General features: G+C 38.0%; 16 protein-coding genes. 4 read left to right on the top strand and 12 right to left on the bottom strand.

Going from position 1 to position 15,864, the window contains the following annotated elements:
- Positions 1-91: 91 nt before the first annotated feature.
- Positions 92-436, bottom strand: coding sequence for a single-stranded DNA-binding protein (locus EL17_RS03825; RefSeq protein ID WP_035070397.1), 345 nt, complete (start codon positions 434-436; stop codon positions 92-94).
- Positions 437-619: 183 nt separating this feature from the next.
- On the opposite strand from EL17_RS03825, the gene EL17_RS03820 reads away from it, so the two are divergent.
- The gene (locus EL17_RS03820) at positions 620-976 is read left to right on the top strand and encodes a hypothetical protein (protein ID WP_035070395.1); all 357 of its coding nucleotides are present in this window, start codon (positions 620-622) and stop codon (positions 974-976) included.
- 122 nt (positions 977-1,098) lie between these two features.
- On the opposite strand, the gene EL17_RS03815 is transcribed toward EL17_RS03820, so the two are convergent.
- Complete coding sequence (locus tag EL17_RS03815; RefSeq protein WP_035070392.1) at positions 1,099-2,178, bottom strand: AI-2E family transporter; 1,080 nt, start codon at positions 2,176-2,178, stop codon at positions 1,099-1,101.
- Between the two features lie 413 nt (positions 2,179-2,591).
- Between EL17_RS03815 and EL17_RS03805 the strand changes: the two genes are divergently transcribed.
- The gene (locus tag EL17_RS03805) at positions 2,592-3,881 is read left to right on the top strand and encodes a metal-dependent hydrolase family protein (protein ID WP_035070386.1); all 1,290 of its coding nucleotides are present in this window, start codon (positions 2,592-2,594) and stop codon (positions 3,879-3,881) included.
- A 117-nt stretch (positions 3,882-3,998) separates the two neighbouring features.
- The gene (locus EL17_RS03800; RefSeq protein WP_035070383.1) at positions 3,999-4,466 is read left to right on the top strand and encodes a COG2426 family protein; all 468 of its coding nucleotides are present in this window, start codon (positions 3,999-4,001) and stop codon (positions 4,464-4,466) included.
- Here EL17_RS03800 and corA read toward each other — a convergent pair.
- The 4 genes from corA to EL17_RS03780 all read right to left on the bottom strand — a co-directional run bounded on the left by corA (position 4,463) and on the right by EL17_RS03780 (position 8,152).
- Complete coding sequence (gene corA / locus EL17_RS03795) at positions 4,463-5,482, bottom strand: magnesium/cobalt transporter CorA (protein ID WP_164674949.1); 1,020 nt, start codon at positions 5,480-5,482, stop codon at positions 4,463-4,465. The genes EL17_RS03800 and corA overlap by 4 nt on opposite strands.
- The gene (locus EL17_RS03790) at positions 5,482-5,856 is read right to left on the bottom strand and encodes a response regulator (protein ID WP_035070378.1); all 375 of its coding nucleotides are present in this window, start codon (positions 5,854-5,856) and stop codon (positions 5,482-5,484) included. Before EL17_RS03790 ends, corA begins: the two co-directional genes overlap by 1 nt.
- A gap of 329 nt (positions 5,857-6,185) precedes the next feature.
- Positions 6,186-7,817, bottom strand: a complete 1,632-nt coding sequence (gene groL, locus EL17_RS03785; protein ID WP_035070373.1) for a chaperonin GroEL — start codon at positions 7,815-7,817, stop codon at positions 6,186-6,188.
- A 56-nt stretch (positions 7,818-7,873) separates the two neighbouring features.
- Positions 7,874-8,152, bottom strand: a complete 279-nt coding sequence (locus EL17_RS03780; RefSeq protein WP_035070368.1) for a co-chaperone GroES — start codon at positions 8,150-8,152, stop codon at positions 7,874-7,876.
- Between the two features lie 213 nt (positions 8,153-8,365).
- Here EL17_RS03780 and EL17_RS03775 point away from each other — a divergent pair, with 213 nt between their 5' ends.
- Positions 8,366-9,073, top strand: a complete 708-nt coding sequence (locus tag EL17_RS03775; protein WP_035070366.1) for a hypothetical protein — start codon at positions 8,366-8,368, stop codon at positions 9,071-9,073.
- A gap of 29 nt (positions 9,074-9,102) precedes the next feature.
- Here EL17_RS03775 and EL17_RS03770 read toward each other — a convergent pair whose 3' ends face one another.
- The 6 genes from EL17_RS03770 to miaB form a co-directional block, all read right to left on the bottom strand.
- Entirely contained in the window at positions 9,103-10,092 is a 990-nt protein-coding gene (locus tag EL17_RS03770) for a sterol desaturase family protein (protein ID WP_035070362.1), read from the bottom strand.
- A gap of 366 nt (positions 10,093-10,458) precedes the next feature.
- Positions 10,459-10,836 (bottom strand): preprotein translocase subunit SecG, encoded by a 378-nt coding sequence (gene secG / locus EL17_RS03765; protein ID WP_035070359.1) that lies wholly within the window; start codon positions 10,834-10,836, stop codon positions 10,459-10,461.
- Between the two features lie 12 nt (positions 10,837-10,848).
- Positions 10,849-12,120, bottom strand: a complete 1,272-nt coding sequence (locus EL17_RS22510; RefSeq protein ID WP_051719800.1) for a hypothetical protein — start codon at positions 12,118-12,120, stop codon at positions 10,849-10,851.
- A 37-nt stretch (positions 12,121-12,157) separates the two neighbouring features.
- A complete protein-coding gene (gene lptE / locus EL17_RS03750) occupies positions 12,158-12,697 on the bottom strand; it encodes an LPS assembly lipoprotein LptE (protein WP_035070356.1) in 540 nt (179 codons plus the stop codon).
- Positions 12,681-13,985, bottom strand: a complete 1,305-nt coding sequence (locus EL17_RS03745) for a sigma-54 interaction domain-containing protein (RefSeq protein WP_035070351.1) — start codon at positions 13,983-13,985, stop codon at positions 12,681-12,683. The genes lptE and EL17_RS03745 overlap by 17 nt, the downstream gene beginning before the upstream one ends.
- A 9-nt stretch (positions 13,986-13,994) precedes the next feature.
- Positions 13,995-15,452, bottom strand: coding sequence for a tRNA (N6-isopentenyl adenosine(37)-C2)-methylthiotransferase MiaB (gene miaB, locus EL17_RS03740; RefSeq protein ID WP_035070348.1), 1,458 nt, complete (start codon positions 15,450-15,452; stop codon positions 13,995-13,997).
- Between the last annotated feature and the right edge of the window lie 412 nt (positions 15,453-15,864).

The following is a 15,864-nucleotide window of genomic DNA, read 5'->3' as shown; positions in this document are numbered from 1 at the left end:
TAATATTTTGAAATGCATATTTATAAAATTAAATAGCATAAAATACACTATTAAATTAGGGGGAAATAATATCCCCCCAAAAAAACTGCTTTCATTTTGATAGGTTAGATTCCACGGCAGGTATGTTAACTTCATTGACGACAATCTCAGTGATGTATTTTTTTGTTCCTTGTTTATCTGTATAGGATCGGTTTATCAATCTACCTTCGATGGAGACTTCTGTTCCCTTATCTGTTTTGGTTTCAAAAAAATCAGCCTGCTTACCCCAGGCTACTATATTGTGCCATTGCGTATCCGTAATCCATTCTCCCTGTTGGTTCTTTCGGCTTTCATTGGTGGCCAGGCTGAGTCTGGCCATTTTTTTGTTCCCTTCGAAGACTTTTACCTCTACCTTGTTGCCTATTCTTCCGGTTAATCTTACACTGTTCCTGATCATGATTTCTATTGTTTTATAGGTTAGGAATAAATTTTAATTAATAGTTCAAAGATGAGGGGTGAAAATAGTTTTATACGGTAATTTTTCGTTTATATCTGATTGTAAACGACTATAATTATTTGTTTTTAAATGATGATTAGTTATATTGAACATATTTTTATGTTCAAATAACTTTTTATTGATATGGAAACTAAACTTTGTCTAAAATGTAAAAAGCCTTTGAAAGGTCGGTCTGACAAAAAATTTTGCGATGACCTATGCAGAAACAGTTTTAATAATCAGGCCAAAGCATCTTCTAATAATTATGTTAGGAATATTTCCAATGCTTTAAGAAAGAATAGAAGTATTCTGGAGGGTTTTCTGCATGATCAGAAAACCTTAAAAGTAACCCGTGAAAACATGATTGACAAAGGCTTTCAATTCAAATATCATACTGATATCTTTATCAATAAGAACCGGACCTCATATTATTTCTGCTTTGAATATGGTTACCTTGAATTAGACAATGATATGTATCTGATTGTCCGGCGTAACGACTGAGTGAAGTTTGGATTACATCCCATTAATCCTAGGTGACATTATCCAGTAAATAAAAGTTGAAAAAATACGGATATGCCGGTGTATAATAGCGTGCATGCGGTTACCTAATCATATGCAGATACCTATACATTTTCCATTCTGGATTCGAACGAATTATCTGATTCATCTTCCAAGTTTCTTTCAAGATAGTCTTTTATGTACAGTTCTCTGATGATTACCTGTATAGCAGCTACGAGCGGTGTAGCCATTATGACACCGAGGCCTCCAGCTAATATACCCAGCAGTATAAGTGAGGCCAAAGTAATGACCGGAGATATGGCCACTGTTTTCTTATAGATGTAAGGAACCAATACATAGCTCTCTACCTGCTGTATGACCAAATAAAATATGGCAACATACAATGCCGTCATTGGTCCGTCCAGAAAAGCCAGGAGGACTGCAGGTAGAGCGGCTATTAAAGGTCCAATATTAGGTATAAAATCTGCTAAGAAGGCCAAAAAACCTAATGCAAAGGCGGCAGGTACACCAAATAGCATTAAGCCAATTGCGGATGCAGTGCCTATAAAAAGCATGGCGATAAATTTGCCCAAAAGCCAAGATTTTAAAGCATGGTAAACTTGTTCCATGACATTTTCCAGCCTATGGCGATATCTTGGAGCCACTAAGACTACCACTCCCTGTACATAAAGCCTTGGTGATACCGCAAAAAATATCCCGATGATTAATATTATCAATATATCTGTAATTACCCCCAGGGTGGTAGTAGCAAATCGCCTGGCCATATTCATCAATTCCTCATCCTCAGGCATCAATTCTTCAGGATCATCTGGGATCCGTTCAAATATAGCGCCTCCTACAGTGGTCTGCTGTATCTCTGATTTGAGTCTTTCCCAGGCCTGGGGTGCCTGTTCCTGTATATCTTCGGACTGCTCCACTACTGTAGGGATGATCAAAATAATGATGCCTGCCAGTATGCCTATAAATAGAAATAGGCTTATACCTACTCCAATACCATCTGAGACTTTAAGTTTATCCTTAAAGAAATTAGTCCCCGCACGTAATAACACACCCAATAATATAGCAGCGAAAATTAGCAGGAAAAATTTTATGGCGTACCCTATCAGCCAGAAACCTAATGATAACAAAATAATTACAAATGCTGCTGCTAAGACTTTACTAATGAATGCGGATCTATCTGGCATATATCGAATAATTGAAAAAGATTAATTATAATGTTTAATACTTCTATATAAAAGGCCTTAAAACAGATTCGAATAATCTTTTCACCTTATTTAATATAAGGCTTATTGATTACAATTGTTTAAGAATAAAACAACTTATCTGATATAAATACCGATTCTTTTGGCCTTTCATGTAATTAGATATGGTGACTTTATAGTTTGGCAAGTTTCTTCTCCCTTTTTCTATCATCATACTGAGGACATCCCGCCCCTGGCCAATAGGCAGTTCAGATAAAAAAAAGGCATACCGATAATGTATGCTAGGCCTGATGGGCATCATGATATCTTATTTATGAAAGGGAAACAAATGGAGCAATAGATTAATATAACTTATTTTATATATTAGAGCTTATTTTATTTGATCCCTGCATTTTATGAATCACAAATATTTATTTGCCACTATTAGCTTTGGATTTTTATTTAATTTATCGATGGCTCAGAATACATATATCCATGCAGGTAAATTTGTAGATGTCCGGGAAAATCGACTGCTGGATACCATGACCATAATTATAGATGAGGATATTATCCTGGCAGTGGAAAAGGGATTTATAAAAGGCAACCCTGGAGATAAGGTAATAGACTTAAGAAGATATACTGTGATGCCAGGTCTGATGGATATGCACGTCCATATAGAAAGTCAGACCAGTCCAAATCAGTTTGCTGAAAGGATGACCAGTAATGAAGCTGATATTGCCTATAATGCGGCAGGGTATGCTGAGACTACACTGATGTCAGGATTTACCACTGTCAGGGATTTGGGAGGTTCTGGGGTTAATATTTCACTTAAACATGCCATAGCCGCAGGCAAAGTGGTAGGACCGAGAATATATACAGCAGGTAAATCTATAGCCCCTACCGGTGGGCATGCTGATCCTACTAATGGTTTAAAGCGTTCAATGATGGGTGACCCAGGTCCTACAGATGGAGTGATCAATGGTGAAAGTGATTCCCGTAAGGCAGTTCGCCATCAGGTGAAGCTGGGGGCGGACCTTATAAAAATTACGGCCACCGGTGGGGTGCTGAGCGTGGCAAGAGACGGTTCTGCCCCGCAGTTTCAGCAGGATGAAATCAATGCTGTCATTCAGACGGCCAAAGATTTTGGTATCCATGTCGCCGCACATGCCCATGGTGATGAAGGAATGAAGCGTGCTATAGCAGGAGGTATCCATTCTATAGAACATGGTACGATGATGTCAGAAGCAACCATGCAACTGATGATATCTCAAAATACTTGGTATGTCCCTACGATCACCGCTGGCATGTCTGCAGCAGCCTATGCACGCATACCTGGATATTACCATCCATTGGTAAAGGCCAAAGCCGAAACAATAGGTGCACAGATCCAAACAACTTTTGAAAAAGCTTATCAAAGAGGAGTTAAAATTGCCTTTGGTACAGATGCTGGGGTATTTCCGCACGGTGAAAACTATCGAGAGTTTATTTACATGACTGAAGTAGGTATGCCTAATCTGGAAGCTATTCAGACGGCGACGCTGAGAGGGGCAGAGCTACTGGGGTTAGTGGACAAAGTAGGCGTCCTGGAAGCGGGTATGTGGGCGGATATAATAGCGGTGGACGGCAATCCCGAAATGGATATACAAGTGATGAAAGAGGTGGTTTTTGTAATGAAATCAGGGAGGATATATAAAAATGAACCATGATATGGGGTCAGAAAATTCATAATGGTAAGACGGTGATAACCTTATAAATTATAATATTTACTTTTCTATCTGTTTCAACTTAAATAGACTACATTTGTAGCGAAATTTGCGAACTGAGTGGAACACCTGATTTTTACATTTTTATTCAGCATTTCCCCATTGGGAGAGGGCAGAGTAGGCATACCTTATGGGATTATAAATGGGCTTAACCCATACCTTGCTTTTGGGGTAGGGCTGATTGCTAATCTATTGGTATTTCCCCTGATGATGTTTTTGATCGATACATTTAACACCAAATTATGGAAATATAGGCCGTATAAAAAGGGGTCGATTAAACTCATGCGTAGGGCGAAAAATGGAGTAGGAGAAAAAATCCAAAAGTATGGATTTTGGGGTTTGATGGTTTTTGTTATGATCCCGCTTCCTATTACTGGAGCATATATGGGAACTATTGCCGCCAGTATTTTTAAGGTTGAAAGAAAGAAAGCTTTACTTGCCATCAGCTTAGGCGTATTGGTTTCCTGTTTTATTATAGCCTTCTTTGGCACTCAGGTCAATAAAATAGACCTTGCATTTTTCCATTAAAACCACCTCTTTTTTTTAAAATAATAAAGCATAGCGATGGTGGTAGTGATAAATATGATCCATATAAGTGGATAACTATATTTCCACTCCAACTCTGGCATGACTTTAAAATTCATTCCATATATACCGGCTATAAAGGTAAGGGGGATAAATATGGTGGCTATAATGGTCAGTGTTTTCATCACTTCATTTTGCTTGATGCTCAAATGGGTCATATATATTTCGACCAATGATGTGATGGTTTCTCTTTGAAGTTCCAGGCTTTCAAGAATTTCTACTGTATGTTCATAAATATCATTTATAAAAACACTGGTTTTCTTTTTAATGAAAGGGTGGTCGGATTTTTTCCAGGCGGATAAAATTTCCCGGAGTGGCCAGGTGCTTTTTCTGATATCTTGAAGAGCTTTTCGGTGAAGATAGATATCGGCTAGTTTGATGTTTTTATTATCCCCTATTATACCGTCTTCCAATACTTCATTTCGTTCTCCTATGAGTTCTATAAGTTTATAGTACTGATCCACCACCATATCCAGCAGTGTATAGGTAAAATAGTCAGTGCCTAGTTTCCTCATTTTACCTGAAGGGTTTTCCAGCCTTACTCTGATAGCATCAAATATATCATCTGGCTTTTCCTGAAAGGAAATGATAAAATGGTGCCCAAATAACAGGCTGATGTGTTCTGTTATGATTTCCTCCAGTCCGCTTTTGGTAAATATCATTTTAGCTGTGATAAATACAAATTCGTCAAATTCCTCCAGTTTTGGCCGCTGATTGGTATTTTGAATATCTTCCAATGTCAATGGGTGTATACTGAAAATTTTAGCGATATCCTGGAGTATAGGGGCGTTGTCTAGGCCACATACATTTAACCATAACTTGTAGGGTTGGGTGATGTATTGACTGATCTGTGAGGTACTTGTTATGTGATGTTTTTCTAGCGTATTTTCACCAAAAAGATACAATTCCATTACAGGTACGGGCTTTATTTGCTCATCCGTATTATTAAGAACCGACATTATAAAACTTTTTTGAGTTTATCTGGAGTGAGTGGTTTTTCTATAAATCCACTGACACAGTTAAATTCCTCGGCCTTTTGTCTATCCTGAAAATCTATCGAGCTGGATAAGACTATGATTTTATCTTTCCTTACATCACAAACTTTTAGATATTGGTTTAAAAAATCCCAGCCGTTCATCACTGGCATATTTATGTCCAATAAGATAAGTAAATGGCCATTTTTACCCATGGCTTGTATGGTGCAGAGAGCTTTTTCTGCCTCTAAAAACTCATCAACTTTGTGACAGATATCTAATTTGCTGATTAATCTTTTATTAATAAGATTATTAATAGGATCGTCATCAATTAGAACAATCGAATCAAATGAATACATCAATCGACAATGCTTAATTGGTTAAATTGCAATACTACTCAGCAGGTAAGTTACTATTATAATTTAAGTATAAAAATACATATTTTTTCATAATGAAGCATAAAAACATGAGTCACAAAAAACAAGATGTAAAGAGATTTATTAGGGATTTGAAAATTTATTATCCTGTAAAAAATATATTAGCTAAGGATTTATTTAAGACATAAATAGGTCTTTTTATATCATTGACGGCTTCTATCATTTTTAAATTGTATAGATAGTATTATAAATTCAAATAAAAAAGGGAAGCCAGAATGACTTCCCTTTTTTATTTTGAAGATGGGGTGTGATTACATCATTCCACCCATTCCGCCGCCGCCCATTGGAGGCATTGAAGCACCACCTTCTTCCTTCACATCTGCGATCACGCATTCAGTGGTCAAAAGAAGTGCTGCGATGGATGCTGCATTCTCTAAAGCAAGTCTGGTCACCTTAGTAGGGTCTACTACACCTGCTTCAAATAGATCTTCATAAACATCTGTTCTGGCGTTATATCCATAATTTCCAGAATTTTCTCTGATCTTATTGATTACAACTGATCCTTCTCCGCCCGCATTAGATACTATGGTCCTTAAAGGGGATTCGATGGCCTGTCTGATGATGTTGATACCGGTATCTTGATCTTCGTTATCGCCTTTTAAGGCATCTAAGGCCTTGGCAGCTCTTATAAGGGCTACCCCGCCACCTACTACCACACCTTCTTGTACAGCAGCTCTGGTCGCATGTAGGGCATCATCCACTCTGTCTTTCTTTTCTTTCATCTCTACTTCAGTAGCAGCTCCTATATAAAGGATGGCCACACCTCCAGAGATTTTAGCTAATCTCTCCTGAAGTTTCTCTCTGTCGTAGTCAGAAGTGGTTTTTTCTATCTGCGCTTTGATTTCACTCACTCTTCCCTGAATGGTGTTGGAATCTCCTGCACCATTTACCACAGTAGTAGTATCTTTATCGATATTTACCTTTTCAGCAGTACCAAGATATTCTACAGTAGCATTTTCAAGTTTATAACCTCTTTCTTCAGAGATTACAGTTCCTCCTGTTAGGATAGCGATATCCTCAAGCATTGCTTTTCTTCTGTCACCGAAACCTGGAGCTTTTACAGCAGCTACTTTCAGTGCGCCTCTGATTTTATTTACCACTAATGTAGCTAGGGCTTCACCATCTACATCTTCTGCTATGATCAAAAGTGGACGGCCTGACTGTGCCACAGGCTCCAATACAGGAAGCAATTCCTTCATGGAAGAAATCTTTTTGTCATAGATAAGGATATATGGATTCTCCAGTTCAGCTTCCATTTTCTCTGTATTGGTAGTGAAGTAAGGAGAAAGATAACCTCTGTCAAACTGCATACCTTCTACAGTTCTCACTTCAGTTTCAGTACCTTTAGCCTCTTCCACAGTGATCACACCGTCTTTGCCTACTTTGTCCATGGCATCGGCTATCATCTTACCGATCTCCTCGTCATTGTTGGCAGAGATGGTGGCCACCTGCTGAATTTCTTTTGAAGTAGAAATCTGCTTAGAAGTATTTCTAAGCTCTTCTACTACTGCTGCTACGGCTTTGTCTATACCTCTTTTCAGATCCATTGGATTGGCACCTGCAGCTACATTTTTGATACCTACATTAAAGATAGCCTGTGTAAGTACAGTAGCAGTAGTAGTACCATCACCTGCATCATCAGCAGTTTTAGAAGCTACTTCTTTTACCAACTGTGCTCCCATGTTTTCGATGGGTTCGTCCAGTTCTATTTCCTTAGCCACTGTCACACCATCTTTTGTGATAGTGGGAGCACCAAACTTTTTATCAATGATTACATTGCGACCTTTTGGTCCCAAAGTTACTTTTACTGCGTCAGCAAGAGCATCTACGCCTTTTTTAAGCCTGTCTCTTCCGTTTGTATTGAAAAATAATTCCTTAGCCATTTTAATTAAATTTTAATTTTTTCGATTAAACTAATGTGTGGGTTTTTGTGATCTGTTTATAGAACAGCAAAAATATCAGCTTCTCTCATGATCAAATAATCGCTGCCTTCCACTGACAACTCGGTACCCGCGTACTTACCATAAAGCACAGTGTCACCTACTTTTACAGTCAATGGTTCATCTTTTTTGCCGTTTCCTACTGCTACTACAGTTCCTTTTTGTGGTTTTTCTTTGGCAGTGTCCGGGATGTAAAGTCCAGATGCAGTTTTCTCTTCGGCTGCAGCAGGTTCTACTAGCACTCTGTCTGCAAGAGGTTTGATGTTCACGTTTGACATAATGTTATTTGTTTTTTAAAGTTAGTTTCTTTTAGACCTTGCATTGCATTTCCTATGCCAAGGTAAAATCGACTGTTTTTCATGACAGAAAGGCGGAATTGGTATACAAGACATGTCATTTCAATATATATGACCAACAGCCACTGCCATTTTTGCAAATTTTTTCTAGTACCTATGTCATATTTTTTGTAAATTTTTAAAAATTTATTTAATATGAATAAACTATCAGAAAACTGGTTTTCAGAAGGACTTATTGATTTTGAATATAAAAAGTACCTTCTTCTGGCTTATTTGCAGGATGTCAAAAAACAATTTGATCAAGTCAAGCTGTATCCTTCATTAGCTGATCTTATGGTTCAACATAAAAAAATGGCTGATTTTCAAGCTGAACATGCACACTTGAGGATGTCTTTTCCTAAGAAGATCAAAGGCATCAGTAAAAATGCAACTAGCCTTGACTATGAACCTCTTATCAGGAAGAGTCAGCTTATGCAAGAATTAGAAAGTATAGTAGACTATGCTCTGCCTCATTTATTAAAGAAAATAGATGAGGGGAAATCCATTTATGACTTTATAGAGGATAATTTAGAGATTGAGCCCATCGGTATAAGGCCCATATACCAACATGAAGGGTACGCATTTTTATCGTATAAAAATGAAAGCGATATTTATATTTATAGGTATAAAGTGAGATTGTTTGAAAATAGTTTGGACGCTTTTAGGGGAGTCAGGTTGAATTTTGTGAAAACCGTTAAAAGCACGCTTTTCGATACGGAAACTAAAATTAAAATGGACTTAAGTAAAAATTATATTGATCTGCCAAATCCGGCCGTATGGAGAATTCATAGCAGGCATCATGTGCCCTTAGAGGAAAGCCTGGTTCCTATCAGCAAAAGGCTGCTTTTAAAATATGTAGCATAAAAAAATCCGGTGATTTCACCGGATTTAGTTTATGGCAAACTTTCTTTTTTCTTCATCAGCGGCTTTTCACTCGGTGTGAGGACAGGTGAAGGCATTTCTCGGGAAGGAATATATGTATCTTTGTGCATCGAAAGTGCCTCTTGCCTGGATTCATTTCTTTTTTTGATCACCTCGTCACCGGGTTTACCAAAAAGTATCTGCCATACTTCCTTTGCAGTCTCTGCTTGTCTGATGTCCTTATATATATCGATAAATTCATGAAATACGAGGTAGACAGGATTATAGGAGTCTACTTGCTTGGTGATGCCATAAGTAGGCCTGGCACCTTCGGGCATAAAGGTGCCAAACATCCTGTCCCAGATGATGAAAGTAGAACCGTAATTTTTATCAAGATAATGCTCATCACTGGCATGGTGAACCCTGTGATGGCTAGGAGTAGTGAAGATATATTCCACAGGAGCAGGGAGTTTTTGAATGTATTCAGTATGGATCCAGAATTGGTAGAGAACTGCCACTTGGTGACAAATAAAGAATACAAATGGATCAAAACCCATCATGACTACCGGTACAAAGAATATAAATTTAATGTGTTGGGTCCAGCTCAGCCTAAAGGAAACTGAAAAATTATATTTCTTCGAATTGTGATGGGTGATGTGTGTGGCCCACCAAAAACGCTGCTCATGGGCCACCCTGTGGGCCCAGTATCTAGCAAAGTCTATGGCTATAAAACACCCGATAAAAGACCACCACGTGGGAGGGATTTTCCAGGGGACTATATTCCAAAAAAATAAAACTATACCGAATATAAAAACTTTGAGGAGGGCACTAATACCTACATTAATAAATCCTATAGTAGAAGCGGCCAAAAAATCTTTTTTGTCGTAAGAATCTTTATTTTGATAAATACTGATACCCCATTCAATAAATACCAGTAAAAACATCACAGGGGCGGCCCATAGTATGACATTAGGCCATTCCATAGCCCCTATTTCTTCCAAAGTGATATAATTTTCAAACATAAATAGTAGTTTAGTAGGTTGGTGTATATTTAATCAAGCTAAAAGTTACAAAATTTGCAGAGGTTTTCCAAGTTTATAAAATCGGATATTTTATTAAAAATAACTGGAATAATTCTAAAATTCCCTTAATTGGAGATTTTTAATATTAACCATATGCCGGAGTGCTGCTTGTGAGAGCGTAAATTTAATTTTTGGAATTTTTTAAATTCAACCATCACAAAAGCCGTGATTTTTTATTTTACCCTATCACTTTTACTGGAGGCAGGAAATCACTATAAAATATACCCTGTATTTTCTCTGTATTTAATAAAAAAAAGAAGGTTACCGCATTCGCGATAACCTTCTCAAGCTTTATTTATATACTGCTTATTCTCCGTCTTCTATTTCTTCCTGTGTTTCTGGTGCCGGTTGCTGCTGAGTAGGAAGCAATTCCTGCTGCTGGGTATCACCATCAAACGTAGGAGTGAGGATTTGCTGTCTTGCTCTATCTACATTTGGCGATGCAAAATCAGTAGTACCGCTAGTGGTATAAAATGCTGTCGAAGATAAAGACAGCAGTAATATCCCAATAGCCAATACCCAGGTAGCTTTTTCAAGAATGTTTCCAGTTTTGGTGACACCCATGATCTGTGAGGCGCTTCCACCAAAAGCTGCACCTACACCACCTTTGGAATTTTGTCCTAAGATAACTAAGATCAATAAAACAGCTAGTATTAAGGTGATGCTGATTATAATAGTGAACATAATGTATATAGTTTATTCTTCTAATTGCTGAATCAAGTCCGCAAAGTAAGCTTTTTTCTCTGGAAATTTCAAAATTAATTTCTTATATATTTCTAATGCCGCAGCTTTTTTGCCCTGCTGTGTCAGTAGTTTAGCATAAGATTCTGATACTAGTCTATCATTTATTTTGGTACTGGGCAGTGATAGGTCCTGAAGTTTATTGACATCTTCATTTTCTTTAATAGCGGCTAATTTGATTGATTTTTTATTAAACGCTTTGATGATGTCATTTTGTTCCTTTTTCTTGGTATCCTTGATTTCCTGTTTTTCCTTTTTCTTGATAGAGTCGATCAGGTCGTCTCCTGTTTTTCTTCTACGATGCTTCGTAGATTTGTTTTCATTTGCATCCTTAGGTTCTGATTCCAAATCAGAAGAGGGCCTGGGGTCTGATTTTAACTTTGCCAGATTTTCTTCCAGTTGCTTTAGGATGTGCTGTCGGTTCGCGATAGGTCCTGATATAGGTGAGCTGCTTGATATATCTATATTCTTTTCTTCATTAGTGGATATACCTTCTTTATCATCTTCTTTATTTCTGTTTGAATCTGTTTTGACAGCATCTGGTAAGATCAAAACCGGCTTGTTTTCCTCTTCTACTTCATTGGAGGAAGTAACTAACTCAGGGCGGGAATTGATGTCCTCAGAGGTGGATGAAGTGACCAGCGAAGTGTCATCCTGCTTTATTTCATCATTGGAATGATTGTTTTCTAAAATTGGTTCTTCTCTATCAAGTGCCGTTTTTTTAATTGCTTTTTCAGTATTTGAATCTGCTTTTTCATGATGTGATCCTGGTAAGGTTACGGCTGCATCTGAACCATTACCCAGGTTAGTCCTCGGTTCAGTATCCGCTTTCTCAGAAGTTTCTACTGGCACAGTTCCTGAAATTATTTCTTTTGTTTCATCATGAGGATGGCCCTCTTTTGCGGTTGGCCCGATTTCAGTGACCAAAATAGTTGTAGAAGGTGTTTCAGGGCTGTTTTCTTGGGTAGTTTTTTTTACACTACTTAAGACTACGTTATCATTTTCTATAATGTATTTTAACCGGGTCCTGTCTGGACTGAGTATGGCAGCCTTATGAAGCATGACAGAAGGAAATTCTTCTTTTTGATTAAATTCATACTTAGCTGCTAAGGCTGCCGGGATCTGAAAAAACGGGAAGGAATCGTGAAGCTTCACCAATTGCTGGTAATCTTCCTTTTGAAGGCCGTTACCTTTTCCAATGAGGGCTATAAACTGGTTTGAATTCACGGTTATAATCTTTTTTAGATTCTAAGATATATTTTTTTTACCAATTGGCCACTGTAGCAGTGAAAATATCCTGTATAATGTTTTCGAAGATGACTTCTATAAGTTCAGTTTCCACTGCCAGCACTGATGTCGTTCTTGGATCATAATCCTGATAGAACGCAAAAGTCCTGTTAAGGCTTTCTTCTTCGTTTTGCAGATTGACAAAGTCCACCTGTACAGAAATACTCAGCCTCATCTGACCGGCCCTGTCCGGAAGGTTAGGGTCTTGGCTGGTGACAGTAGCCTGAGGGTCTATGCTGTACCTGGTAATTGATCCTTCAAACTGCAGATCACCTCCCGTACGGATAAGTTCCAGCTGGGTGTTTCGTTGAAAATATTCCTTCAGTGATTCAGTAAAGAGCTGTCCCATATTGGCAGGACCTCCTCCTGAATCATTGAAAAAATTTTCCACAGAGAAACTCTGGGTGACATTATAATCCAGTGTGGTTCCTGTAAAGCTGTATTCTATTCTACAGGCACTTAAAAGAAATATCGGGATCAGTAGGCAAAGAAAAGCTTTTTTATTCACTGATGTCATACTGTTTGATTTTTCTATATAGCGTACGTTCAGAAATCCCTAGGTCCTGAGCGGCATACTTCCTTTTATTGTTGTGTTTTTTTAACGCTCGAATGATCAATTCCTTTTCTTTTTTTTCAATAGAAAGTGAATGGTCATCTTCTTCATGTATAATATCTTCTATGGCTTCATCGTCATCATAGCTGTCCTGATAATTTTCATTTTCTTTCCTGTTATTACCGTTAGGGTCTATGATCATAGGCAGGGAAGAACTGGGTGCAGGAGCCTGCTCTTCAAATGATACACTGCTTTCTATATCTTCAAATAAATTTGAATGCTTATTAATTATAGATTGGTTCAGACCTCCCGACTGATAGGATTCCAGTACCAGTTTTTTTAATTCCGTCATATCCTTTTTCATGTCGAAGAGTACTTTGTATAAAATCTCTCTTTCAGAAAAATCGCTGGATTCGTTTCCTGTAGCAGATTTTATATAGGTAGAAGGAAGGCGGGACTGCTCTGTAGGCAAATATGACGATAGTGTAATGGCATCTACTTCTTTTTCCTGTTCCAGTAGACTGATCTGTTCAGCCAGGTTTTTAAGCTGTCTGATGTTACCTGGGAAAGGAAATTTTAATAACAATTTTCTAGCCTCATCATTTAATGAAATTGGTTTAACGTGATATTTTTCTGAAAAATCAGTAGTGAACTTTCTGAATAGCAGTGCTATATCATCACCACGTTCCCTAAGTGGCGGGACATAAATGGGTACGGTATTTAATCTGTAGTAAAGATCCTCTCTGAATCTTCCCTTTTCCACTGCCTTTATTAAGTTTACATTAGTAGCAGCGATCACACGGACATTTGTCTTCAGTACTTTAGAACTGCCCACTTTGATGAATTCCCCGTTTTCTAATACCCTTAAAAGCCGTGCCTGTGTCCCTAGGGGCATTTCTCCTATCTCATCCAAAAAAATAGAGCCCCCATCGGTTACTTCAAAGTATCCTTTTCTGGCTTCATGAGCTCCTGTAAAGGAGCCTTTTTCATGTCCGAAAAGCTCAGAATCTATGGTTCCTTCAGGAATGGCGCCACAGTTTATGGCGATGAATTTCCCATGCTTTCTGGCACTTAAGGAATGAATGATTTTCGAAAAGGATTCTTTTCCACTCCCGCTTTCTCCTGTGATGAGCACAGTCATCTCCGTGGGGGCCGCCTGCATGGCTACGCGTATGGCATGGTTGAGCAATGGACTGTTGCCTATGATACCATACCTTTGCTTGACCGTTAATATCTCTGAATCTTTGATCATGCTTTAAATTTATGAAACTATTTCACCGAATAGTGTCGCAGGTGTGCAGTCCGTTATTTTTACGGTGATATAATCCCCGATATTATAGTTGCCCTCTGCCAGTATGACCACTTTATTGGCTGAGTTTCTTCCTTTGTACTGCTGGGTGGACCTTTTGGAGACCCCTTCGATCAGTACTTCCTGTAGTTGACCTACATCTAGAAGATTACGTTCATGGGAATGTATGCTTTGTTTATCTATAATTTCCTGCAGCCTTCTTTTTTTTGTCTCCAGTGGAATGTCGTCAGGAAACTTTTTAGCAGCAAGGGTTCCAGGTCTTTCACTATAATAAAACATGTAAGAGAAATCAAATTTCACTATATCCATTAGCGAAAGCGTATCCTGATGTTCTTCCTCTGTCTCAGAACAGAATCCAGCGATCATATCAGAGGATATGCCACACTCCTCACCTAAGATCTGACGGATCTTGGAAACCCGTTCCAAGTACCATTCCCGATCATAAGTACGGTTCATAAGCTCTAATACTCTGCTGTTTCCGCTTTGCACGGGCAGGTGAATGTATTTACAAATATTGTCATAACTTTTCATCACATATAAAACTTCGTCTGTGATGTCTTTTGGGTGGGAGGTAGAAAACCTTACTCTGAGAGATGGGCTTACCTGGGCAACCATTTCCAACAAATTCGCGAATGTTACAATTTCCGTTCCTTTAGCCTTTTTGTTTAATCGGGCTTTGTTATTCTCCTCAGCAGACCATTTATAGCTGTCCACATTTTGTCCCAGTAAGGTCACTTCTTTATATCCTTTTTCAAAAAGTTCTCTGGCTTCCTTTATAATGGAATGTGGATCCCTACTTCTTTCCCGGCCACGGGTGAAGGGTACTACACAGAAAGAACACATGTTATCACACCCTCTCATGATGGAAATGTATGCAGATATTCCATTGGAATTTAGTCTGACTGGAGAGATATCTGCATAAGTTTCTTCTCTGGACAGGAACGTGTTGACCCCTTTAGTACCTTCTTCAGCCTGTAAAACCAAGTTGGGTAGGTCTCTGTAGGCATCTGGACCCACTACCACATCCACCAGTCTTTCCTCTTCTAACAGTTTTTCCTTTAGCCGTTCAGCCATACATCCCAAGACACCGATGGTCATATCTGGTTTTTGCTTTTTGATCGTATTGAACTGACTGAGCCGTTTTCTTACGGTGAGTTCAGCTTTTTCTCTGATCGAACACGTATTTAAAAATATCACATCAGCATCATTAAAATCTGATGTAGTATCATATCCATTCTCTTTCATAATAGAAGCCACGATTTCGCTGTCAGAAAAATTCATCTGACACCCATAGCTTTCTATGTACAGTTTTTTGTTTTTACCGGTAAATTCATTTACAGTGGTTTTGTAATCGCATGCTTGGGCATCTTCACCACTTATAATATCTATATCTTTTATAATATTGTCCATAATACAATTCGGGTACTGTAAGGATGCAAAATTAGATAATTTGCAGACAAAATGACAGTTAAAATGATTTTAAAAATACTTAAAACAGGATAGTCTTTCAAACATTCATTTTAAAGAACATAACAGGTATCTCCCATGAATTTTAGAATGCTAGTGAAGTATGATTCGAACAGATGTATGTTATTAATCTTTTTTGCAAACGTCCAAAAAGGGGTGGATGGTATAACATTGGATATAATCTTATCAAAATTTAGGTACGAAAGATTATAGAGTGGCATTTTACAAAACCCAAAAATATAGTGCATACCTGTATCGACAGTGAAAAGAAGAAAAATCAATAAATATAGCTGAAGGGTAAAAGATTACTATAGAGGGGAAAATTGATTCCATGAGTGGTTATAATTAATATGTT

Source organism: Anditalea andensis, from assembly GCF_000714815.1.
Classification (GTDB): Bacteria; Bacteroidota; Bacteroidia; order Cytophagales; family Cyclobacteriaceae; genus Anditalea; species Anditalea andensis.
The sequence above is the reverse complement of the archived record's forward strand: the minus strand, read 5'-3'. Positions and strand labels throughout refer to the sequence as shown.

What these genes read in the sequence shown, in the direction of transcription:
- EL17_RS03825 (WP_035070397.1), bottom strand. Translation starts at nt 436, where the DNA reads ATGATCAGGAACAGTGTAAGATTAACCGGAAGAATAGGCAACAAGGTA.
- EL17_RS03820 (WP_035070395.1), top strand. Translation starts at nt 620, where the DNA reads ATGGAAACTAAACTTTGTCTAAAATGTAAAAAGCCTTTGAAAGGTCGG.
- EL17_RS03815 (WP_035070392.1), bottom strand. Translation starts at nt 2,178, where the DNA reads ATGCCAGATAGATCCGCATTCATTAGTAAAGTCTTAGCAGCAGCATTT.
- EL17_RS03805 (WP_035070386.1), top strand. Translation starts at nt 2,592, where the DNA reads ATGAATCACAAATATTTATTTGCCACTATTAGCTTTGGATTTTTATTT.
- corA (WP_164674949.1), bottom strand. Translation starts at nt 5,482, where the DNA reads ATGTCGGTTCTTAATAATACGGATGAGCAAATAAAGCCCGTACCTGTA.
- EL17_RS03790 (WP_035070378.1), bottom strand. Translation starts at nt 5,856, where the DNA reads ATGTATTCATTTGATTCGATTGTTCTAATTGATGACGATCCTATTAAT.
- groL (WP_035070373.1), bottom strand. Translation starts at nt 7,817, where the DNA reads ATGGCTAAGGAATTATTTTTCAATACAAACGGAAGAGACAGGCTTAAA.
- EL17_RS03780 (WP_035070368.1), bottom strand. Translation starts at nt 8,152, where the DNA reads ATGTCAAACGTGAACATCAAACCTCTTGCAGACAGAGTGCTAGTAGAA.
- EL17_RS03775 (WP_035070366.1), top strand. Translation starts at nt 8,366, where the DNA reads ATGAATAAACTATCAGAAAACTGGTTTTCAGAAGGACTTATTGATTTT.
- EL17_RS03770 (WP_035070362.1), bottom strand. Translation starts at nt 10,092, where the DNA reads ATGTTTGAAAATTATATCACTTTGGAAGAAATAGGGGCTATGGAATGG.
- secG (WP_035070359.1), bottom strand. Translation starts at nt 10,836, where the DNA reads ATGTTCACTATTATAATCAGCATCACCTTAATACTAGCTGTTTTATTG.
- lptE (WP_035070356.1), bottom strand. Translation starts at nt 12,697, where the DNA reads ATGACATCAGTGAATAAAAAAGCTTTTCTTTGCCTACTGATCCCGATA.
- EL17_RS03745 (WP_035070351.1), bottom strand. Translation starts at nt 13,985, where the DNA reads ATGATCAAAGATTCAGAGATATTAACGGTCAAGCAAAGGTATGGTATC.
- miaB (WP_035070348.1), bottom strand. Translation starts at nt 15,452, where the DNA reads ATGGACAATATTATAAAAGATATAGATATTATAAGTGGTGAAGATGCC.